This window comes from Xenorhabdus sp. KK7.4 (genome assembly GCF_963876465.1).
Taxonomy (GTDB): Bacteria; Pseudomonadota; Gammaproteobacteria; order Enterobacterales; family Enterobacteriaceae; genus Xenorhabdus; species Xenorhabdus stockiae.
In genome coordinates this window covers 85,837-108,477 of the sequence record NZ_CAWNQF010000078.1, presented here as the reverse complement: position 1 = coordinate 108,477, position 22,641 = coordinate 85,837, and the positions used below count along the sequence as shown (strand labels likewise).

At 43.1% G+C, this 22,641-nt stretch carries 18 protein-coding genes and 2 pseudogenes; 13 read left to right on the top strand and 7 right to left on the bottom strand.

Annotation, left to right across the window (positions count from 1 at the left end):
• Positions 1–218: 218 nt before the first annotated feature.
• The 5 genes from AACS90_RS13280 to AACS90_RS13260 form a co-directional block, all read right to left on the bottom strand.
• Positions 219–1,445 (bottom strand): MFS transporter, encoded by a 1,227-nt coding sequence (locus AACS90_RS13280; RefSeq protein ID WP_099120542.1) that lies wholly within the window; start codon positions 1,443–1,445, stop codon positions 219–221.
• Between the two features lie 17 nt (positions 1,446–1,462).
• Positions 1,463–2,176 (bottom strand): 2OG-Fe dioxygenase family protein, encoded by a 714-nt coding sequence (locus tag AACS90_RS13275; protein WP_099120541.1) that lies wholly within the window; start codon positions 2,174–2,176, stop codon positions 1,463–1,465.
• A gap of 12 nt (positions 2,177–2,188) precedes the next feature.
• Entirely contained in the window at positions 2,189–3,550 is a 1,362-nt protein-coding gene (locus tag AACS90_RS13270; protein WP_099120540.1) for an ATP-grasp domain-containing protein, read from the bottom strand.
• Between the two features lie 153 nt (positions 3,551–3,703).
• Positions 3,704–4,873, bottom strand: coding sequence for a KamA family radical SAM protein (locus tag AACS90_RS13265; RefSeq protein ID WP_099120539.1), 1,170 nt, complete (start codon positions 4,871–4,873; stop codon positions 3,704–3,706).
• A 157-nt stretch (positions 4,874–5,030) separates the two neighbouring features.
• Positions 5,031–6,428, bottom strand: a complete 1,398-nt coding sequence (locus AACS90_RS13260) for an alanine/glycine:cation symporter family protein (RefSeq protein ID WP_099120538.1) — start codon at positions 6,426–6,428, stop codon at positions 5,031–5,033.
• Between the two features lie 312 nt (positions 6,429–6,740).
• Here AACS90_RS13260 and AACS90_RS13255 point away from each other — a divergent pair, with 312 nt between their 5' ends.
• Positions 6,741–7,319 (top strand): recombinase family protein, encoded by a 579-nt coding sequence (locus tag AACS90_RS13255; protein ID WP_099120537.1) that lies wholly within the window; start codon positions 6,741–6,743, stop codon positions 7,317–7,319.
• Positions 7,320–7,334: 15 nt separating this feature from the next.
• Here AACS90_RS13255 and AACS90_RS13250 read toward each other — a convergent pair whose 3' ends face one another.
• Positions 7,335–8,144: an alpha/beta fold hydrolase gene (locus tag AACS90_RS13250; protein ID WP_241538172.1), complete on the bottom strand. Its 810-nt coding sequence runs from the start codon at positions 8,142–8,144 to the stop codon at positions 7,335–7,337.
• A 159-nt stretch (positions 8,145–8,303) separates the two neighbouring features.
• On the opposite strand from AACS90_RS13250, the pseudogene AACS90_RS13245 reads away from it, so the two are divergent.
• A pseudogene (locus tag AACS90_RS13245) lies at positions 8,304–8,423 on the top strand (hypothetical protein); the annotation flags it as partial.
• A gap of 218 nt (positions 8,424–8,641) precedes the next feature.
• Here AACS90_RS13245 and AACS90_RS13240 read toward each other — a convergent pair.
• A complete protein-coding gene (locus AACS90_RS13240) occupies positions 8,642–8,881 on the bottom strand; it encodes a hypothetical protein (protein ID WP_339373619.1) in 240 nt (79 codons plus the stop codon).
• Positions 8,882–9,081: 200 nt separating this feature from the next.
• Between AACS90_RS13240 and AACS90_RS13235 the strand changes: the two genes are divergently transcribed.
• The 11 genes and pseudogenes from AACS90_RS13235 to AACS90_RS13185 all read left to right on the top strand — a co-directional run bounded on the left by AACS90_RS13235 (position 9,082) and on the right by AACS90_RS13185 (position 22,370).
• Positions 9,082–9,788 (top strand): IS1 family transposase gene (locus AACS90_RS13235; RefSeq protein ID WP_206601829.1). Its coding sequence is split into 2 segments (ribosomal slippage): positions 9,082–9,331 and positions 9,331–9,788, totalling 708 coding nucleotides; the frame shifts between segments, so codons are not numbered across the junction.
• A 7-nt stretch (positions 9,789–9,795) separates the two neighbouring features.
• Positions 9,796–10,077, top strand: a pseudogene (locus AACS90_RS13230) (aromatic amino acid transport family protein); the annotation flags it as partial.
• A gap of 141 nt (positions 10,078–10,218) precedes the next feature.
• Entirely contained in the window at positions 10,219–10,959 is a 741-nt protein-coding gene (locus AACS90_RS13225) for an SDR family NAD(P)-dependent oxidoreductase (protein WP_099120534.1), read from the top strand.
• 163 nt (positions 10,960–11,122) lie between these two features.
• Entirely contained in the window at positions 11,123–12,559 is a 1,437-nt protein-coding gene (locus AACS90_RS13220) for an MFS transporter (RefSeq protein WP_099120533.1), read from the top strand.
• 568 nt (positions 12,560–13,127) lie between these two features.
• Positions 13,128–16,718, top strand: coding sequence for an inverse autotransporter beta domain-containing protein (locus AACS90_RS13215; RefSeq protein ID WP_099120532.1), 3,591 nt, complete (start codon positions 13,128–13,130; stop codon positions 16,716–16,718).
• Positions 16,719–17,236: 518 nt separating this feature from the next.
• Positions 17,237–17,443 carry a hypothetical protein gene (locus AACS90_RS13210; protein WP_099120531.1) on the top strand — a complete coding sequence of 69 codons (207 nt, stop codon included), beginning with the start codon at positions 17,237–17,239 and terminating at the stop codon, positions 17,441–17,443.
• 2 nt (positions 17,444–17,445) lie between these two features.
• Positions 17,446–18,615, top strand: a complete 1,170-nt coding sequence (locus AACS90_RS13205; RefSeq protein WP_241538171.1) for an isochorismate synthase — start codon at positions 17,446–17,448, stop codon at positions 18,613–18,615.
• On the top strand, positions 18,609–20,225 hold the full coding sequence (locus AACS90_RS13200; RefSeq protein WP_099120529.1) for a (2,3-dihydroxybenzoyl)adenylate synthase: 1,617 nt from the start codon (positions 18,609–18,611) through the stop codon (positions 20,223–20,225). The genes AACS90_RS13205 and AACS90_RS13200 overlap by 7 nt, the downstream gene beginning before the upstream one ends.
• An 11-nt stretch (positions 20,226–20,236) precedes the next feature.
• Positions 20,237–21,121, top strand: coding sequence for an isochorismatase family protein (locus AACS90_RS13195; protein ID WP_099120528.1), 885 nt, complete (start codon positions 20,237–20,239; stop codon positions 21,119–21,121).
• Positions 21,118–21,861, top strand: coding sequence for a 2,3-dihydro-2,3-dihydroxybenzoate dehydrogenase (gene dhbA / locus AACS90_RS13190; RefSeq protein ID WP_099120527.1), 744 nt, complete (start codon positions 21,118–21,120; stop codon positions 21,859–21,861). Before AACS90_RS13195 ends, dhbA begins: the two co-directional genes overlap by 4 nt.
• A gap of 179 nt (positions 21,862–22,040) precedes the next feature.
• Positions 22,041–22,370 (top strand): cupin domain-containing protein, encoded by a 330-nt coding sequence (locus tag AACS90_RS13185; protein ID WP_099120526.1) that lies wholly within the window; start codon positions 22,041–22,043, stop codon positions 22,368–22,370.
• Positions 22,371–22,641: the final 271 nt, after the last annotated feature.

Below are 22,641 nucleotides of genomic sequence, written 5' to 3'. Positions count from 1 at the left end.
TTGGTGAGCATTCGTTATTGCATGCAGGAAATTTGCCCTTAACAAGCTTCAGCAAAGGGCAAATAAAATATTGCTAAGCATGACAAAAGCGACGAAATTCAATGGCGGGAACACTGCGGAATTTGCGGGGATATTTGGGGCATTATACGCCCCATGAATTAAAAGTATTCAGTGCAGCCAATAAGGTAAGAATTTCGAAGGTGGCAGATAGATGAAATTCACACCTTACTGATGGTAAAACGCCGTGCCCATATCAAAATAATAACTAGTACGGCCAGTGGCAAACCGTGGAATATGATAATAACGCTGGAAGGTGGCAGCCAGACGTAGAACGGTGCGACCAATAGCATTCCTATCCCAAAACCTGTCATTTGCAGTAAGGTCAGAAGACTGAAAATGGGCAATCGCAGACTTTCCGGCTCACTTTGTGCCCGGGAAATTAAACTCACTTCTGCAATTCCATCCCCAATGCCTGCCCAGACTGCAAACACCAGCAACCAAAGCTGGTCGGTTTGCTGGAAAGTCAGGATAAAGCCCGTTGACATCAATGCAACACCGAGAAAAAACAGTTTTTCCATTTTCAATAAGTTGCGGCTACGTAGCAAATAACTGGCTAAACGCGCACCACTGAATTTTCCCACCGCCCACGTTGCCAATAACAGGCCCATTACCGTACTGGCATTATCCGGATTCAGGAGCTTGGAAATGATAGGAAAACCGACGTTATGGGCAGCACTGCCCAGTGTATCCGCCAGACTGAGAAATAACATTCCGGCCAGTATCGGTGCTCCACGTAACCCAAGACGTAATTCTCGCCATTCGTTCCCTAAGGCCCGTGTTCCCTGTGACTCAGGTTTGGTGAGAAAACGCAGTGGCATAATCAATATTGCCGCCACCAGATAGGTAATGATGTTGACAATAAAAACCATTTCGTAACCACTGCCGGCAACCAGTAAACCGGATATCAGGCTGCCAAGTACTGCGCCTGTGGCCGCAACGGAAGTCAGCCAGGAATTCGTTGATATACGTTGTGAAGCACATACCCAATGTGGAAGCTGACTGTTTAACCCGATGGCAAACATTGAGTTACCCAGCCCAATTCCAAAAGCAATCGCCGGTAAGATCAATAATTGCTGTGAAACCGGAATTATCAGTAACAAGCACAGCAATAAAACCCGCAAGAAATCGAAACAAACGAGCGGCCATCGCCCTGCATATCGCCGGAAAAAAGGGGTTCCAATTAAACTGGCAATAACCCCACCAGCAACACGACAAGCCAGAAAAATACTGACGTGCATGACACTGTTACTCAGCAGGTAAACGTAGGTGGATAACGCCACCATATTCAGAAATGCGCCAAAATCAGAGACAAACCTCGCACTCACGATAAATAACGCATTACGGCCAGATCCACGCACATTCAAACTATTTGCCTGACTTAACATTATTATTAGCTCTCTTATTATTCAGGAGACTGCCGGAAGGTGACCAACAATAAATCCCGAAATGCCTCAGAGGTAGGAGATATTTGCCGAACACTGCTTGCCCGATGATAAAGTTGTTTGTCATCTATTGCGAGCGTTTCCAGAAATTTAGTCATCGCTGTTCGCAGTAAAGGCGGGGCTTCATCGCTACTTACATGAACCTCAGAAATCACAGGAGCAATATTATTGCCCTGAATAAAATGCATAAAAATCCACTCCTGCCCGTCCTGATGAATGCCGGAAGTAGTCGGGCTCTCTTTACCTGACAAGGCTTTGACCCGGAATTGGTGAATATCAATTGAATAGCGATAACCTTTTACTAATCGTTCGCCTAAGATAGCAATATTCGTTGAAAGAATATGTTGCATAATAGGGTGGTTAATAAACCCTTCCTCCACATAACTAAGCTGGTTAGCTCCTTTTGTATATTCAACGTCATAGATTACTGATGAACGATATTCACTATCTCGGTTAAGTTGCAAAGGATTTTCCATGCCGGGATAATAATGGTAGCGCAGAATTCGCCTTTCCCTATGCGTATAGCTTTTGAAATTCTGATCCAACGCTAAATTATTCCAATAATTTTTAAATGTTCTGGCATCTTCTTCATAATATGAAATCAGTTCATCAAAATGAGGAATATGGCAATAATGCTCATCCATTAATTGAGCCGAAATTTCTGCAATTCGCATGAGTGACAGCCCTTATAAAATTGGAGTAATAATGGGTTTTACATGCTGTATTATTTCATCGTGTAATGCATAGGCATGGAAAGCATCATCAACTTTTGCCCAGCACCTTATCAGGTAATGTTCTTCTGTTTCCGCATCAATATAACAGCCAGCCGGCTGCGTCCGGCATTCGATGACACACGCTTTGTTTTTGATGTACTCAATATTTTCTATTCCATGAAAATAACCACTATTTTCCGGATAAATAGCTAACATGGAGTAATGCTGTTTGCCTGTCATCGCCTGTTTTTGGCCTTGTTTAATCTGAGCATCAATATCTTTCTCATGCAAAAGAATAGAAAGATAAAGCTGGTAAGGATTTAATCCTGCAACATCACGAAATGCGGTACTTACAAATAAACCACCAAGCCGCGGATTAATTTCAATAACTATCGGGCCATCCGCCGTCATGCGGAATTCAAGATGAGCAATAGAATAGTTCAACCCGACAGCTTGTATGCAGGCAATGGCATAATCTCTGATTTGTTCCTGTTCTGTTTCGGTAAATGAAACAGGCGGAGAAATAAGAAGATTCTCTAATATCGTATTATTTTTTTCAGTCAAAATCAGTTTTTCATTTATTAATATCGGATAAGTTTCATCCTGAGTCATTACACACTCAACAGTTCCTTCAATACCCTCAATATATTCTTCCAGCAGAATACTTTGTCCGGGCTGATTGAGGAGTGATATACCCTCAGCGGTAAAATAGGTCTCAGTCATTCCCAGAAACTGAATTGAAGCGGTAGATTTATACTGTATTTTAAATAATTGGTAATGAGACTGTAATTCAGACCAGTTATTGCATTTCTTAATAAAAACTGAACCTGCGCCAAAAGGTGGTTTTGCTATAACCGGATAACCAATTATTTCTGCCTGTTTATATAATTCCTCTTCACTATTACACAATGCATAATTTATTGATCTAATTCCGTGCTTTTGTAACGCCTGACGCATAAGGAATTTGTTGTTACAGGCAGCAATAGAAGCAGAAGACGTGTGAGGTATCCCGATTTTTTTGCAAATTTCAGCAATAATACAGCCCAACTGCCCATAGGCAGAAGCCTGTCCCGCGTAACAGAGAATTGCGCACAGGGTATAAGTTTGTTGCAAGCTAATAACAAACTCCTGCAAGGATTCAGCCGATAACGATGCCAGGAAAAAAACTTCATCACTGTCAGCAAAAAGCCGTTCTGTATTCTGACGGCCTTTATGCGCTACCGTCAGGCAAGAGATTCCCATCTTTTTTGCTTCTGCAAAGTGAGGTTCCCGGTAGTAATAACGTGTTACATCCGCTTCATCAATATCAACAAATAGAATTGCATTCGGTTTCATGTGATATCCTCGAAATACACGGGCTATATACCCTTAGTATTTCAGATCGCTGAGCGACAGAATGACTTTCAGCCGTCAGCGACCTGAAATCTATCGGGTATAAATTTATTTTTAGATTTATTAAATTAACCGTTGATAAAACAATAAATGGGATTAATTATCTAGCCATTCACATGGTTCATTTTTCCAGTTAATAAAACGATAATAATGTTGACTACCACGCGTTTCGAAATAAGGAATTTCATCAGGATCCGTGAATAGTGGAACAGTAAATTTCCCCTTCATATGTGGCAAAACATATTCCGGCAAGGCAATGTTAGAAACCCGGCGCTTGAGTTTTTTCATGATAGCGATGCCATCATTAATTGAGGCTTTGTATTCGGAAGAACCCGGAGAGAAAGGCATAAAGTGGTAGAGATAATAAGGTTTCACGCCGATACGATAAAGCGCTATAAATAACTTATGCAGTGTTTCTTCACTATCATTAATTCCACGTAAAAAAGGCATATTGGAAAAAACAATCGGCACAACTTGTTGGATGCGACGCACCGCAGACTGGAATTCCTCACTGATTTCCAGTGGATGACAAATATGCACACCAAAGGCATTAACCCGATATTTTTCCAGAGCTTCTAACAGATTATCGGTAATACGGTAAGGATTAAAAGTGAGAGCACGGGAATGAATACGAATTAACAGATCATCCCTGATTTCTCTGATAGCTGCGAGGGATTCAGCTAATTTGTTATCCGTCAGCATGAGGGGATCACCGCCGCTCAGGATAACTTCTTCGATTGAAGGCGTATTCCTGATGTATTCGATGGATTGCTGGAAGGAATTACGACCTGCATTGGATTTTTCTGAATCAACTTTCAATGTTCGCAGGGCTTCAAAACAGAACTGACAGTAGGAATTACAGGCATTTACCATGCGCAAAATGACTCGATTGTCATATTTATGCTGGCAAATAGGGGTTTTCATTTCATGATTCAGTTCCCAGTTTTCTGATTCCCCATCATAACCATTCAGCTTTTCTTCACTCCAGAATGGAACAACTTGCCGCCATAGCGGGCTTGTGGTGATATCGTCAGACTGGCTGGTGACTAAAATACGACGCAGATAATAAGGGGTAATCTGCATCTTTTGCCCATGTAGATTATGTTGAATACGCTGGGTTATTTCTTCGCTCCATCCGCCACAGGCTAAACGTAAAGCTTCTTCATCACGGATGGCATTTTTTTGCTGCCAGCGCCAGTCAATCCAGTTTTCAATTGAAGTAGTCAAAATTTTCTGAGAATGAGGTACGACATGGCTATATTTCATTATTATTGCCTCTAATTTTCATTATTATATTAATTGCATTAATTTCGTACCTCTCATAAATAGCATGCTCCCATATCTCAATCTGTGCGTTAGGCCTGATAACACTCAGCTGGAGACATAGGAGCAATTTCAATTTATAGCTTTTATTTAATAATTATTAATCTGTTTTCATTGCCGTTTTAATTTCAATGCTGTTTGCCTTAATTTCAAGGCTGTCCGCATTCACATCATGGATGTGATCTTTGGTCAAACGGTATACCACAGGGCTTAACAGGGCAATCGCAATTAAGTTAGGGATAGCCATCATTGCATTGAGTGTATCAGCTAATAGCCAAACTAAGCTTAGTGACTGAGTCGCGCCAATTGGCAGGGCAATGATCCAGACAATACGAAAAGGTGTAATGGCTTTCGTTCCAAATAAGTACTGGATACATTTTTCACCGTAGAAACTCCAGCCTAAGATGGTTGTGAAAGCAAAGATAGCCAGAGCAATCGCAACAAGGTAGTGCCCTCCCGGGATCACTGACGAGAAAGAACTTGCTGTTAGTGTTGCGCCGGTTTCGCCTGTCAGCCAGCCGCCAGTAATAACAATTGTCAGCCCGGTAATGGAGCAAACTACAATGGTATCGATAAAAGTACCCAACATAGCGATTAAGCCCTGTCGGATAGGGTTTTGAGTTTTTGCGGCTGCGTGAGCGATAGGCGCACTTCCCATACCGGCTTCGTTAGAGAATACACCACGGGCAATACCAAAGCGGATTGCAGCCCAGACTGCTGCACCGGCAAATCCACCCTGAGCCGCAACAGGAGTAAACGCAGACTTAATGATCAAGGCAATTGCTTCCGGAATAGCGGTCACGTTAAGCCCCAGAACGATAATCCCGATCGCCAAGTAACCGACGGTCATCACAGGCACCAGCTTACCTGCAACATCAGAAATACGCTTAATTCCACCAATCAGTACCGCACCAACCAGAAGAACCAGTGCAACGGCAGTAATGGCTTTATCAATACCAAAGCTACTGTGTAGTACTTCAGCAACCGAGTTGGCCTGTACTGTATTGCCAATACCAAAACCGGCCATGCTGCCAAATAAGGCAAATAACGTTCCCAGCCAGACCCATTTTTTTCCTAATCCGTTTTTGATGTAGTACATGGGACCGCCCACGTAGTTACCGTTTTTGTCTGTTTCACGGTAACGTACCGCCAGCACGGCTTCAGAATATTTAGTCGCCATTCCTACCAATGCCGTCATCCACATCCAGAACAATGCTCCTGGCCCACCCATGACAATGGCGGTCGCTACCCCGGCAATGTTTCCTGTACCTATTGTTGCGGATAATGCGGTCATTAATGCATTAAAAGGTGAAATCTGTCCTTCACCACGTTGTTTGTTTTTTTGAAAAAGTAATTTGAAACCTGTTCCTAATTTACGGATAGGCAGGAAAGACAGGCGGATTTGCATGAAAATACCAATGCCCAGAAGACCAATCAACATTGGTACTCCCCATACAACCCCGTTTATTGCACCTAACCATTGTGTGATCAGCTCCATATACAACCCTCGGAATTATAAATAACAAGTTAGCAACAAAATTGTTTCAACTAAATAAAGAGCATTTTGAGAAAATAATCGAGAACTAATTGCTAACTCTTGTTAATAAAACTTAATACTGTGAGTATGATCACCGAGTCAGGCGGCATGTTAATGATTTTATTTAATACTGCCCTGCGCCATAACAAAATCAAGGACAAAGCACTATTTTGTGAATTTTTATCACGTAATTTTGTAAATTTTAGGTTTTTATAATGTAAAAATAGGTATTATTTCCTTATGAATAGTTCATTACATAATTAAGGGTGATCCGTGGCAAAAATTGGTTATATCAGGGTATCAACAAGTGACCAGAATAGTGATTTACAAAGAAATGCATTAGCCAATATCCACTGTGAAATGATTTTTGAAGATAAAATCAGTGGAAGAACCGCCAATCGTCCGGGATTAAAACGTGCATTGAAGCATCTGAAATCTGGCGATACGCTGGTTGTCTGGAAACTGGATCGTCTGGGGCGCAGTGTAAAAAATCTGGTGACATTAATTTCAGAACTGAATGAACAGGGAATTCATTTCCAAAGTCTGACGGATAGTATTGATACCAGTACCGCTATGGGGCGTTTTTTCTTCCATGTGATGAGTGCACTGGCAGAAATGGAACGTGAGTTGATCGTCGAAAGAACAAATGCAGGCTTGGCGGCGGCCCGGGAACAAGGGAGGATCGGCGGACGACCTGTCCGATTTACCGAAGAAGATCGGCAACAGGCCGCCAGATTACTGCATAAAGGCCATACCCGAAAGCAACTATCCATTATTTATGATGTATCACTGTCAACCATTTATAAATATTTACCCGTGCATTTAGCCTCTACGTCAACCGTTTCAGAGTAAAAACTACGGCTCTGGCTAGCGGCACTGTAAAAAATCGTTGATAACGCTCACCCATTCTGTTGGGTTTTCCAGCGGTACAGCATGACCACTCTTCACTTCCCTGTACTGGCTGTTTTTCACAGACTGATGAACTTCTCGTACCAGGTAAGGCGGGATAAGCGTATCGTGACTTAAGCCGATAATTAATGTGTCTTTATTTATCCGGGTCAGGTGATCTTCGATATTTACTGATAACCCCAGAGCTATGCGTTTGTCCGTCTCTTTTTCTGAGGGCCTGGCACAGATTTGATTGAGAGTATCCTGCCCCAGTGATGAAATAAATTCCGGGCTAAGAACATGGGATAAGCCAAAGGCAGTTGCTAAAGCCTGATCACTATTTTCAAGTTTTAACCAGGTTGTGAACATCAACCTAAAATAGGGATCGTCATTGGTTGCCCACGGAGCAGTCAATACCAGCCGATTCACTAATTGTGGATGAGTCGCGGCAACAACCGCAGCAACCACTGCCCCCAAAGAGAACCCCACTAAATCCACAGGCTCATCGCTACTATCATTGATAACTGCGACTACTTGCTCTGCAAGGTGTTCAATCGTCAGCTCACCGGATGGCAAACTGGAATTACCACAGCCCGCATAGTCCGGGATAATAACTGCCCGGTCACGATTAAATGGAGTTTTTATCTTTCCAAAACTACTATTTCCATCGCTATTTGTACCATGCAGAAGCATTACTGGATTCTGGGAGTTTTCCTGATTTTCACTAAAGTCTTTACGATAAGAAACAAATGAATCTGCCAGATGGATCGTTTTTTCGATCGTATGCACCGTCCATTACCCCGCCTAGATTTAAATGGTGCTGTTTTATACACTAAATCAACCAGATAACACTGTGATCTATTCGAAAATCCAGCATATTGGGTATTACCCTTTTTTAGACTATAAAAAATGCATCATTGTTTACTTTTGGCTGTTTTAACAGGCAATAAAGAAAAAAATAAAATCTGCACCTCTATTCAGGTTCCGCGTACATGTCAATTCACTCCGAGATTAGCTGTGGTTATTACAACTAAAACAAATGAAACCCGGCTCCAACCAAACGCTTAACCCACATTATTGTTCCTTATTTCCTGAAAAAATGAGGGAAATACAAGAGGAGCAACAAATTGAATGCGTGAGTCAATTTTGCACTACAAATTCGGCTCCTGAAATTGATACGCCGTTATGTTGAATCGGGTTCAGCCCCGCGACTGCGTCGGCATGGAGCACCCGAACCCGATTTACACATAACGATATTATGCGCACCTATGCGCATACCATCAGATTTAATGAATTTGCTGATTCTTTAACTCTATCATTTTGTTTATTTCTTTTGCGTTCCAGCCAGGTCCTGTATAGACGCTATGATGCTGGCTGTACCACCATTCAGGCATCGTATCTGGGAACATTGTGTAATTGCTATCAGCGCACGCAGATAGCAAAGCGCTAATAGCAAAAATTGCTGTTACTTTTAATGATGATAATTTTTTCATTTGATTAACGTTATAGTTTGTTTTTGTTGGCACCCACTCTGGTTATTATCTCAAAGCGACATTGGTTGAAATTCGCACCTTGAAATCCATAATTGGGATGGTTTTCCCACAGACAATACAGCGCCGAAGGCGCTCCCTCATCCTGTACTATAGGGATAGTCTAAGGTTATCTGGTCATGCTCCCAATAATTAGATGTTGTGATAAACTTCTCACTTTTTATTACTGGTGAGATATGGCTAAAGTTGATGTAGTTTGTCGTTACTGTCACAAAATAGAAGATGTCAAAGCGCATGGCAAAGGAAACAGTGGACATCCTCGATATCACTGCTATGCCTGCCGTAAAACCTTTCAACTGAATTACACCTATCAAGCCTGTAAACCCGGAGTGAAAGAACAAATCGTTGATATGGCAGAAAATAACGGTGGTATCAGAGACACCGCTCGCGTCCTGAAGGTCGGTATCAACACCGTTCTTCGCACGTTAAAAAACTTGAACCAAGACAGGTAACGACACGGCCTCTGGCGGGAAGTGACATCCATATTATCTGTGAAATCGACGAACAGTGGTCATTTGTCGGTAACAAGAAGAATCAGCGCTGGCTTTGGTATGCCTGGGAGCCAAAGAAGAAGCAGATAGTGGCGCATGTATTTGGTGACCGCAGTCAGAAAACACTGAAAAAATTGCTGGCACTTCTGGCTCCGTTCAAAATTAAATTTTACTGTACAGATGATTATGCCGTTTACAATTGCCTTCCTGTGGAAGAACACCTCAGAGGCAAGAAATTCACTCAGCGTATCGAAAGAACCAACCTCACCCTGCGTACTCGCATCAAGCGGCTAAATCGGAAAACGATTGGCTACTCCAAATCCGAAGAAATGCACGACAAAGTGATAGGCACGTTCATTGAGCGTGAATACTCTCTTTCAGAAGCAATCTAAGTATTGGAGGCATGACCTGCAAACGGGCCTGATAACATTTCTTCCACCTATGTTAGGTGCCCTATTTTACCCTAACTTTGTTATGGCATTATCATTCGCCACTGTTGCGTTATCAATTCTGGCGTTACTACTGCCTTGCCTGTTGGTCTGGCGTTGTCGTAAAGAAAATCAAGGAGGATATCGTGTTAAAGGCCGTAATCCAACGTTGATACTAGTTTTTCTTTGTGGCCTTACGGTAATTGCTATTCAGATTGGTATTGTTAGCGGAGCACTTCCGGAAATAGGCTAATAAAAAACATTTCCACATTTTCAATGATGCGGTCATGATGGCTTAGAAAAAGTAATGCATCGCTTTAATGAATGTTCCTATCACTTAACCCTTGCCTCAGAAATGATCTTTTAGCTTTAATTATAAATAGGAGTTTTAACCATGAGTTCACTCACAGGTAAAGTTGCTCTCATTACTGGTGGCAGCCGCGGTATTGGTGCCGCCATTGCTCGAATACTGGCTGCACATGGCGCAGATGTTGCTATTACCTACAACACATCCAAGAACAAAGCAGAAGCAGTTGCGGCAGAGATCCACACACTCGGTCAACGAGCTGAAATCATTGCTGCCGATGCCTACGATGTCAAGCAAATGATTTCCGCTGTAGATACGGCAGTCGCTAAGCTTGGGCAACTCGACATTCTGGTCAACAATGCTGGCAATTTTCTGACAGGCACTATTGATTCACTTACACCGGACGATTTTGAGCGCACAATATCAGTTAACCTACGAGCTGTGTTTGTTGCCATCATGCAAGCGGTCAAATATTTACCAGATGGTGGTCGTATCATTTCTCTGGGAAGCTGCCTTGCCACTCGAGCCGGACGATCGGGTATCAGCTTATATGCTACTAGTAAGTCAGCTCTGGTTGGTTTAACAAAAGGTGTCGCCCATGATCTGGGTAAACGAGGCATCACAGTCAAATTAATTAATCCTGGACCAGTCAACACCGATATGAATCCAGCCAATGGACCACGAGCTTCATCTACATTGGCTAAACTAGCTCTTAATACCTATGGCCAACCCGAAGATATTGCTAAAACCGTATTATATTTAGCTGGTAACAGTGGGCGTTACATTACGGGCGCAGTGATTGACGTAGATGGTGGCTTCAACGCTTAAATCAATCTAAGCAGACGAAAATAGCTAATTTACCAATAGGCTATACGAATTGGGTAACCCCAGCCCTATTGAAGCAGAAATGATTATGCAGACTAACTTCTGCTATAACACACTCAGTTAATTTTGAGCTGATTTACTCCTATATGCATAAAGGTAGCAAAACATGATAGATACGAATGCCACTAAAAGAGACTCACCTCCCCAGCGCTGGGTTATGTTTGCCATACTGCTAGTAGGAGCGTTTCTTCCTCCACTCGATTTTTTTATTGTCAATGTGGCGTTACCCGACATCAGAGATGAACTGGGTATAAGTCCAGCAGGCCAACAACTGATTATCTCTACTTATGCAACCATGTATGCCGTTATGTTGATTACGGGTGGTCGGCTGGGAGATATTTATGGCCGTAATCGCATCTTTTTCATCGGACTGACAGGGTTTGCTCTCGCTTCAACCTTGTGTGGCCTTGCCACGTCACCTTGGGTATTAATTATCGGACGGGCCTTACAGGGACTAACTGCAGCTATCATGGCTCCACAAGCATTAGCATCAATTCAGGCCATTTTCCCTGATGCCGAAAAACCCAGAGCATTGGGAATTTATGGTGCAATATTTGGCTTGGCCTCTGTGGTCGGCCAAGTATTCGGAGGAATGCTGATTTCCTTAAATATCTTTGGACTAGGGTGGAGACTCATCTTCCTTGTGAATCTACCTATCATCATTCTCGTCCTTATTTTCGGCCTTCCGTTATTGCAGGAAACAAGAATACAGCGTAGCCGTCGGCTAGACCTCACTGGCGTATTGCTGTCCGTGTTAACACTAGGCTGTGTAGTCATTCCATTAATTGAGGGCCGTGAAGCCGGATGGCCACTATGGGCCTGGATATCACTGGCTCTATCTCCAGTGTTGGCAGTAGTTTTCTGGCGTTATGAGACCCGACTGGCAGCAAACGGCGGTGAACCACTGATTAACCCATCAGTGCTCCAAACTCCTGGCCTACGCACAGGGTTAGTTGTCGCACTGCTATTCTACTCCATTGCCACCTTCTTTCTCCTGTTGTCCATCTACCTTCAGGGAGCACTCGATGAAACACCATTAACAGCTGGTTTGGTTTTTCTGCCTTTTGGATTGGGCTTCCTACTGGGTCCATTATCCACCCCAATTGCTGGACGATGGATGGGTCGATTCGTTAATTCTGTTGGTATGGCGCTAGAAGCGGCAGGTTTCATCGCATTGATAATCCTTATTTCCGGAACTCTACCAAACCATCCCCCGTCTGGAGTTTTGCTGGCTTTGATATTATTTTTGATCGGGTATGGTCAAGGTCTGGCTCTACCAACTCTGGTCAAGATGATTATCAGCCGTGTAGATGCAGGCTATTCTGGAATGATTTCTGGAATTATAAATTCAACGCTACAAATCAGCGCAGCACTCAGCGTGGCTATTATTGGCGGTATTTTCTTTACCGTACTTGGTTCACGGCATGATGTATCAGCCATATCATCTGCATTTATCGCCACCATGATTTGTATCGCTATTCTTCTAATATTGGGCGCAATACTGAGTTTTCGGATAGTCAGACGGGAACAGGCAGAGAAATGATGGCACTGATGCAAATAGAATTTTAGCACTATAGTTGCAACTGTTTGTGAGGGACTTTCTCCCAACGGGCATAATGACTAATCGTGCATGGTATTAGATAAGTCATCATAAAATATTTAACCAAAGCGAGACAGCTGATCTGAACGGCAGATATCCCCCGTTATTCATTGCTATATCGACAATATATTCTTTTGAGTAAGTGTATTCCACCTGAAAAACCTTGCAGCAAATATAATGGCAGTAATGCTAATGCCTTCCACTTCTTTTTCCATGCTCTTTAGCCTGTTCTGATTTACGACAATAAACATCAACCTTAGCCATATTTCACCAAAAAAAGTCAGGGGAATACCACCACATAGCCAAACTCTTACTATTATGAAATAGTAATTCCCTCACCCTTAAATAATAAAAAGTAATTACTTTTATTTATCATCTGATAAAAACCATTCATTACTTAATGATAAAAAGGTTTCCTAATTTAGTTTTATTGTGCAAAAAAATTTATTTCAACTAAACATTTAATGTGAATTCGCTGGTGAAACTTTGCGTTTTATTGAGGAATGTATCTATGAAGTTTATTTTTTTGAATAAATTCAGGCGGTTTTTCATATTAATGTTTGCTTTTTTATTACCATTTGTCGCTATGAACACACTTTCAGTGAGTGAAAGCCATCAGGATCTGACAGTAAGCACTATTTCTCCTATTGAAGACGAAGAAAATATTTCTGGTTATATAGAAAAAGATAAAGCCAGCATGATCGCACAAAATATTCAGAGGGTAAGTGGCTTATTATCATCTACGCCATCTCAATTGGCAGAGCAGGCTAAATCTTACGCTTTTGGAAGATTAAACGGAACAATAAATAGCGAGGTACAAGAATGGTTGTCACAATTTGGTACAGCCAAAATTAATTTATCGGTGGATAGAAAAGGTAAATTGCATAACAGTTCATTAGACCTGTTATTTCCACTTTATGATAATAAAGTAGACTGGCTGGTTTTTTCTCAGTTGGGTTATCGTAATAAAGACAGCCGAAATACAGTTAACCTCGGTTTTGGCAGCCGTTATTTCATTTCAGACTGGATGTATGGTTTTAATACTTTCTTTGATCAGGACATCACAGGAAAAAATAACCGACTGGGATTGGGTGCAGAAGCATGGGCTGATTACCTTAAATTATCAGCCAATACCTATATTCGTCTGAGTAAATGGCACCAGTCACGAGATGATAAACTTTGGGAGGAGCGTCCTGCTAATGGTTTTGATATCAATGGCGAGTTCTTTCTGCCTGCTTATCCGCACATCGGCAGTAAACTGGGTTACGAAAAATACTTTGGCGATGATGTGACTCTATTCAACCGTGATACCAAACAGAAAAACCCCGGCTTTGCCAAAGTAGGCATGACTTATACACCAATTCCACTGATAACCATGGGCATAGATTACCGGCATGGCACCAACAAACACAGCGATGCCCGCTTTCAGGCCAATTTAAATTATAGATTTGGTGTCCCGCTGAGCGTTCAATTATCACCGGATAGAGTTGCATCAATGCGCACACTAGCCGGCAGCCGCTATGATTTAGTGGAAAGAAATAACACCATTGTGCTGGATCACAGGGAAAAACCGAGTCTGGAAATTAGATTACCGAATACCCTTCATGGAGATAGCGAAGATAAGGAAACAATAACCGCTACTGTCACGTCAAATAAACCGACTAAACCAGTGATATGGCAGGCAGAAGAAGCATTCAGCAAAAATGGTGGGAAACTTCCGAGCGCTGGTAATGAAATTCAAATTAAGTTGCCCAAATATATCCCCAATGGTGTAAATAGTTACCCGATTTCTGCCACGGTGGAATTAGAGAACGGGAAACTCTCCAAAACCGCAACAATGACTGTTACGGTTAAGGAGGTTAAATTGGAAATCACCTTACCGAAGATCCTTGATGGAGATAGTGAAGAGGAGAAAGAAGTAACCGCTACTGTGAATTCAAATAAGCCGACTAAACCGGTGACATGGCAGGCAGAAGAGGCATTCAGTAAAAATGGTGGGAAACTTCCGAGCGCTGGTAATGAAATTCAAATTAAGTTACCCAAATATATCCCCAATGGTGTAAATAGTTACCCGATTTCTGCCACGGTGGAATTAAAAAATGGGAAACTCTCCAAAACCGCTGAAATGACTGTTACGGTTAAGGAGGTTAAATTAGACATCAGTTTACCAAATACCCTCCATGGATATAGTGAAGAGGAGAAAAAAGTCACTGCTGATGTGGATTCAAATAAGCCGACCAAACCCGTGATATGGCGGGCAGAAGAAGCATTCATCAAAAATGGTGGGGAACTTCCGAGCGCTGGTAATGAAATTCAAATTAAATTGCCCAAATATATCCCCAATGGTGTAAATAGTTACCCGATTTATGCCACGGTGGAATTAGAAAACGGGAAACTATCCAAAACTGCAAAAATGACTGTTACGGTTAACGATAAAAATACTGAATTGGGAATCACCTTACCGAATACCCTTGATGGATATGGTAATCAGAATATATCAGTCACTGCTGCTGTGATTTCAAGTGAGCCGACCAAACTGGTGACATGGGAGGCAGAAGAAGCATTCAGAAAAAATGGTGGGGAACTTCCGAGTGTTGGTAATCCCATTAAAATTAAATTGCCCAAATATATCCCCGATGGTGTAAATAGTTACCTGATTTCTGCCACGGTGGAATTAGAAAACGGAAAACTATCCAAAAAAACCGAAATGACTGTTACGGTTAAAGATGAAGATAAAGATACTGAATTAGAAATCACCTTACCAAATACCCTTGATGGATATGGTAATCAGAGTATATCAGTCACTGCTGCTGTGGTTTCAAGTGAACCGACCAAACCGGTGACATGGAAGACAGAAGAAGCATTCAGCAAAAATGGTGGCGAACTTCCGGGCGCTGGTAATGAAATTCAAATTAAATTGCCCAAATATATCCCCAATGGTGTCAATAGTTACCGGATTTCTGCCATGGTGGAATTAGAGAACGGGAAACTCGCCAAAACCGCTGAAATGACTGTTACGGTTAATCCTTTTACTCCTGGAGATAAATCATTCATAAATGAAATGGAAGTTTCTCCAAAAGAAACTCTCTTTGGGAATGGAAAAGATGAGTATACCTACAGAGTCTTAATTGTCGATCCTGAAAACGGGCAACCACTTCGTAACTATAAACTCAATGCAACCTGGGAAGTTATCGTAAATAAATTGCTGCATGATGATGTGTATTTTAAGGAACAGGAACAAACGACAGATAATGATGGATATTTAAAAGCTTTACTGGTGAGTAAAGTAGGAGTGGATGATGTAAAAGTCAATCTGAATATCACGACTGATGATGGTAATGCATATGCCAGTAATAGCGAGAAAACCCCCGTCAATTTCAAACCAGTAGTACAGAAAGCTGGATTACTCATCTTCGGCCGTCATGCTCATGAGTATAAATATACTCATGAACAAGATAAACCGTATAATGTTTATGAGGGGTTAACGATAACACTAATAAAACCAAGCCCAAACCATGAGCATTATCATGAAGATATTGCCAGCTATGGAGATGATATTGAATATGTCCCATCTTCTAATCTCGTGGAAATAGTGAATAAAAAAATCACTTTTCCTTTTGAAACTTTTAGCTCATCTAAAACTGCAACGGTTATTGCAACAGTAACTAAAGCCAAGTCAGGAGCTAAATATGCGTATACATATACATTCAACCCAAAGAGGTATGTTTTTAGCCCGGATGTTGGTAATAACGGAGAAGTAAAACTGGGAGATAATAGTATAAACAACACGTGTGACAATCTTGATCTTCGATATTCAAAGGGGCGTCAAGCTGAATCAATGACTAAGGAGAATGTCATTGCAACGCCAACTAACAATAATTCGTTGGGGAATGAATATGCTTATTCACCTTTAGAGGGCTTCTCTGGCTTTGGTTTTTTGCCTTATCAGGGGCCGCCAAAAGATCTGAAAGTAAAAATAAAAAGTAAAGACAAAGAGGGAAAGTTTATTTTATATCATTATTATGAACATGGTGGTTTAATTAGCTTTAATCCTGGTGCTTCTAATGAATCTGGCAGATTGCTGTGTCAACTGAAAGAGTGAATGCATGGTTAATGTAAATTAACCTAACACATTGAATTAAATTAAAGATTTTTAGGTTAAATCACGTTTTTGTTAAAGGCCGCCTAGTGCGGTCTTTTTACTTTTTGGAGGGGTATCCAGATTTACCACAGCACAACAGCTCAGGATGATTCACTTAATACAACAGAACCATTCTGACACAAAAACAGCAAATAATTAATAATGATAATTATATTGATAATCATTTCTATTTGCAATATTGTAGTGCCGTTTTCTTCTCCAGGAGATCATACCTTTTCATGATGAGTGTTTTATCAAATTGGGTTTCCAGCGCCGCCTGTAAGCAGCACAAATGAATTGATGGTTATTAGATTATTTTTATAAGGCAAAGTCAGACGGTGTTTGATTATGTTTAAGATAAGAAAAAAACTTGTGATGGAACTCATCGCTCTATGCGAAAAATTTGGGATTCAGGTGGTGATGTTTTCAACACCTATTCTATCTGACGGAGCGTATGTAGTTAGCGAGGGATTTGCATCATGAGAGTTACAACCTCAGCGCTGAAAATTTCCGTAAATAGGTGTGTTGCCCCTACTTCTACCGCAGCATCTTCTCCACAGCCAGCTATAACAGATAACATCTGGTATCCGGCACTACTGGCGGTTGGCATTTTCTTTGCCAGCGGTATTTTCCTCCTCTCCGGTATGGAGAAAAAACTGACCATTATACTAACAAGAGGGACCTGATTTTGTCTGGTATCGCCAACGAACTTCTGCCACTCACGTTGCAAGAAGATGACTTCATATTTCTGTCACCTCACAAAAGTCTGCTCGCCCGGGGATGCTTCGCCACCTTGACACTTCCGGCCTCATCCGGACATCGTGTCGAAAGCGAGTTCCAGCAAAGAGTACAGCAGCAGCTTCGTCAGGCTCAGCAAGCCGGAGTAGAAAATCCTATTGTCGTAGGAGCTATTCCTTTTGATAAACGCCAAGCCTGTTCGCTGTTTATTCCACAAACCTGCCATTGGTTTGATCGCTATGCCTTTAACCTTTCCGACTCTCCGGTACAGGTGGAGGGCCAGGCTCACTTCATTCCGGATCACGATGCGTATTGCGCCATGGTGGAAAGTGCGCTGAATCCTCTGCGCATTGGTGCGCTCGATAAAGTGGTGTTATCGCGCCTGCTACAGATTGAAAGTATTCCCCCACTGAGTGCACTGGACCTGTGGCTACAACTCAACAGGCAGAATCCAGAGAGCTATAACTTTCACTTGCCGCTGGCGGATGGTACTCTGATTGGTGCCAGCCCTGAACTACTGCTACGTAAAGAGGGGCATACCCTACGCTCCTGCCCTCTTGCCGGTTCTGCGCGACGGGGCGCAAATAATACCAGTGATCAAAAGGCCAGAGAAAAGCTGTTAGCCTCCGTAAAGGATCGCCATGAGCATCTGGTGGTCACGGAAGCTATCCGTCGTCAACTAACAGACCTCTGCAATTCTCTGACTATTCCTGAACCTTCACTACTCAGCACACCTACACTCTGGCATCTCGCTACTGAAATTCAGGGGACACTGGCCAGTGATCGCGAGACTGCTCTATCGCTTGCCTGCTTACTTCACCCCACTCCTGCATTATGCGGCGCTCCTTATACCTCATCCCGCAATCTGATCGGCGAGCTGGAACCATTCGATCGCGGCTGGTTTGGCGGTATCGTCGGCTGGTGCGATGCCCACGGAGATGGGGAGTGGGTAGTGGCGATCCGCTGCGGTAAAGTTCGATCTCATCAGATTGAGCTATTCGCCGGTGCCGGCATCGTTCCAGACTCTGTTCCGGAAAATGAATGGATGGAAACCCGTACCAAATTTAACACCATGCTGAGCGCACTTGGCTTTGCGACGCAACAGGAGCAGACATTATGATTGAATTCAACCGTTGGCCTCAGGATCTGGCTGAACGCTATCGTTTGAAGGGGTATTGGATTGACCGTCCATTGAGCGATATTCTTGATATTCACTGTGAGAACGATGCCAAGGCACTGTTTTGTGGTGAGCGGAGCTGGAGCTATCGCGAGCTTAATGAGTCAGTAAACCGATTAGCCGCTTCTCTGCACCGACGCGGCGTGCGTCAGGGACAAACTGCACTAGTTCAGCTCGGTAACGAGGCTGAATTTTATATCGTCTTTTTTGCCTTATTGCGTCTCGGGGTCGTACCTGTTAACGCGCTTTATAGTCATCAAAGTAGCGAATTAACCGCTTATGCGCTCCAAATTAAGCCCCAAATACTCATTGCCGATCGTCAACATCGCCAGTTTCATGATGATGTTCTTATTGATCGTCTAATCGATAAATGCCCGGAACTGAATATAGTCGTGCTTCACCATACGGATTCAGACCATTCTCTTTCACGTCTGATATCGGAAGAGCCGGGAGACTTCACTCCAACGCCAACTCCGGCAGATGAGGTCGCATTTTTCCAGCTTTCTGGTGGCAGCACTGGCACACCCAAGCTGATCCCTCGCACCCACAATGACTATTATTACAGTATCCGCGCCAGCAACCCAATCTGCAACGTAAGCAGTAAAACCCGATACCTCTGTGCACTGCCTGCTGCACATAACTACCCTATGAGTTCACCGGGAGCTTTGGGCGTATTCTATGCGGGTGGTCAGGTTATTCTCGTTCCCGATCCAAGTCCGGATGGATGTTTCCCGGCTATAGAACGTCATAAAATCAATCTTGTCGCTCTAGTACCACCAGCGGTCAGCATCTGGCTGGAATATACCAGTCTTAAAGGCCACGCTGACGAACTCGCCAGTCTGGAGGTCATGCTGGTCGGCGGTGCTCCTCTGGGAGAAATGCTGGCCAGACGCATTCCAGCAGAGCTTGGTTGCCAGCTCCAACAGGTATTTGGTATGGCGGAAGGTCTGGTGAACTACACCCGACTAGATGATGACGATACACATACTTTCACCACTCAGGGACGCCCTATCAGCGAGGATGATGAGGTATGGGTCGCAAATCAGGAAGGACTCCCGGTACCACTCGGAGAACCGGGATTGTTGATGACCAGAGGCCCATACACTTTTCGGGGCTATTACCGAAGCCCGGAACATAACCAAACGGTGTTCGACAGCCACGGATTTTATTGCTCCGGTGACGTAGTTATTCAGCTTCCCGGCGGATATCTGAAAGTCGTTGGGCGCGAGAAGGATCAGATAAATCGTGGTGGCGAAAAAATTGCCGCTGAAGAGGTTGAACACCTTCTGCTGCGCCATCCAGCCGTGGTATACGCCGCACTGGTTGCTATTCCTGACCCTCTGATGGGTGAAAAAACTTGCGCATATGTAGTGACGCGCGAGCATGAATCGGTAAAACCTGTGGTGTTCCGTCGATGGTTGCGCGAACAGGGTATCGCCGACTACAAAATTCCCGATCGTTTCGAAAGTCTGCCTAAATTACCGCTGACTCCCGTAGGAAAAATTAATAAACAGGCGTTACGTGCACTTGCCAGCGCCGCCTTAGAGAATTGAGGAAATACGCCATGAGCATTCCTAAACTTCAGGATTATACCCTGCCCGATGAGGCCACCTTACCTGTAAACAAAGTAGAATGGCGGTTAGAGCCGCAGCGTGCCGCTCTGCTGATTCACGATATGCAGGAATATTTCCTCAACTTCTGGGGAAAAGAGAGCAAAATGGTTCAGCAGGTTATTAACAACATTGTTATTCTGCGCGCCCGTTGCCATGAACTCGGTATCCCAGTGTTTTATACAGCTCAGCCGGATCAACAGAGTGACGTTGAGCGAGCGTTACTGAATGATATGTGGGGACCGGGGCTGAACCGCTATCCAGAACAGCAAAAAATCGCGGCAGCACTGGCCCCCGAACAACAGGATACTGTGCTGGTGAAGTGGCGCTACAGCGCGTTTCAGCGCTCTGATTTGGAGACGCACCTGAAAGAACGTCAGCGCGACCAGCTTATAATCTGTGGCGTGTATGCCCATATCGGCTGCCTAACCACGGCTACTGACGCCTTTATGCGCGATATACAGGCGTTTATGATAAGCGATGCACTGGCAGACTTCAGCCGGGAAGAGCACATGATGGCGCTACGCTACACTGCTGGCCGTTCCGGACAAGTGTTGAGTACCGATATGGCACTATCGGCACTCGATTCTCCCGCAACAGAAAATAGATGGGATCGGGACCGTTTACTGACCATACTGCAATCCACACTGGATGAAGATGTATGCGACATTGATGATGACGAAAACTTGCTTGATTATGGTTTAGATTCACTACGCATGATGTCTTTCGTCTCCAAGCGCCGGTTGGAAGGATACGAGCTTGATTTTACCGCCTTAATGAAGCAGCCAACATTGCGAAACTGGCTTGTATTACTGAATGACGAGTTGGAGGCGAGATGAACAGCTTCAAGGGAAAAATCGTCTGGGTGACGGGAGCCGGGAGCGGTATCGGTTACCGCACAGCTCTCCGCTTTCACGAAGCAGGAGCTAAGGTTTTTGGATTCGATCTCAAGTTCCCTGATTCAATGCCGTTTGAGACGCTCATTCTGGATGTCAGTGACGATTGTGCAGTGCAAAAAATCTGCCCTCCACTTCTGAAGGAAAACGGGCTGGATGTACTGGTTAATGGCGCAGGAATTTTGCGTCTTGGCCCAGCAGAAACATTAAGCCGTGAAGACTGGGAAAGTTCAATCAATGTTAATGCTGGTGCAGCATTCAATCTGTTTAAAATACTCATTCCACATTTCCAGCGTCAGCGCAATGGTAATATCGTTTCGATAGTCTCTAACGCCGCCCACGTACCACGCGTTAATATGGCAGTTTACTGTGCGTCTAAAGCCGCAATGCGTAGCCTGTGTCTGAGTGTGGGGCTTGAACTGGCACCGTTTGGCGTACGATGTAACATTGTTTCGCCGGGTTCCACGCTAACCCCAATGCTGGAAGGGATGCTCAATGGTGACATAGCGCATCAGCGTTTGATTCACGGCATGACAGAACAATTTAAACTGGGCATTCCACTCGGGAAAATCGCACAGCCCGATGAAATAGCCAATGTCATTCTGTTCTTAGCCTCTGAGCAAGCAAGTCACATCACGTTACAGGATATTGTCATTGATGGAGGTGCTACGCTTGGCGCCTGATACCCCATATGTCTATACATTGCGTATAAATCTGTAATGATGTAATAACCAAATAGGTTAGAAATAGAGATAAAATATTTTCCTGTCTATAAGATAAAAAACCGGAAAACGATAATTCCATATAATTGGTAAGCATTAAAAACTCAAATCAAAGACTAACTAAAGGAAAGGTATATAACATGAACCCTATTGCAGCATTGAGAAAAGTAACAAATTTAAAACAAGAATTTGATTTAATCAAAGAAGTATGGTCACCGAAGGTAATAACTGAAACAAACGAATATAAGATCATTATATTACTCGCAGATGGTGATTTCATATGGCATACACATGAAAAAGAAGACAAGGTGTTTATGGTAATTGAGGGTCAGCTACGTATAGATTTTAAAGATGAACATGTAATCATAAATCAAGGTGAGTTTTTTGTGGTACCTAAAGGGGAAGAAAGTAAACCTTCTTCCACAGTATTAACCAAGCTGCTATTAATCGAGCCTATAGTTGCAAGCTAATACCAATAAATGATTAATTAAAATTAGCAAGTAATAAATTCAGATAATTATTTCTATACGTGATTTGAAATAAAGGCAGGGGAACAGACAATGATTAGTTCCCCCTGCCCCATCGTTTATTATCTTTCATTTTCTACTAACCTGAATAAATCGTTAATAATTAATAAGTATCCCCCGGCATAGCCGGGGGTTTTTCATATGCGCCTATAAGGCTCTCTTACCTGCCGCGCCCTAACAGGCGCATCGCAATCTGACATTTGCATTCTAGTGA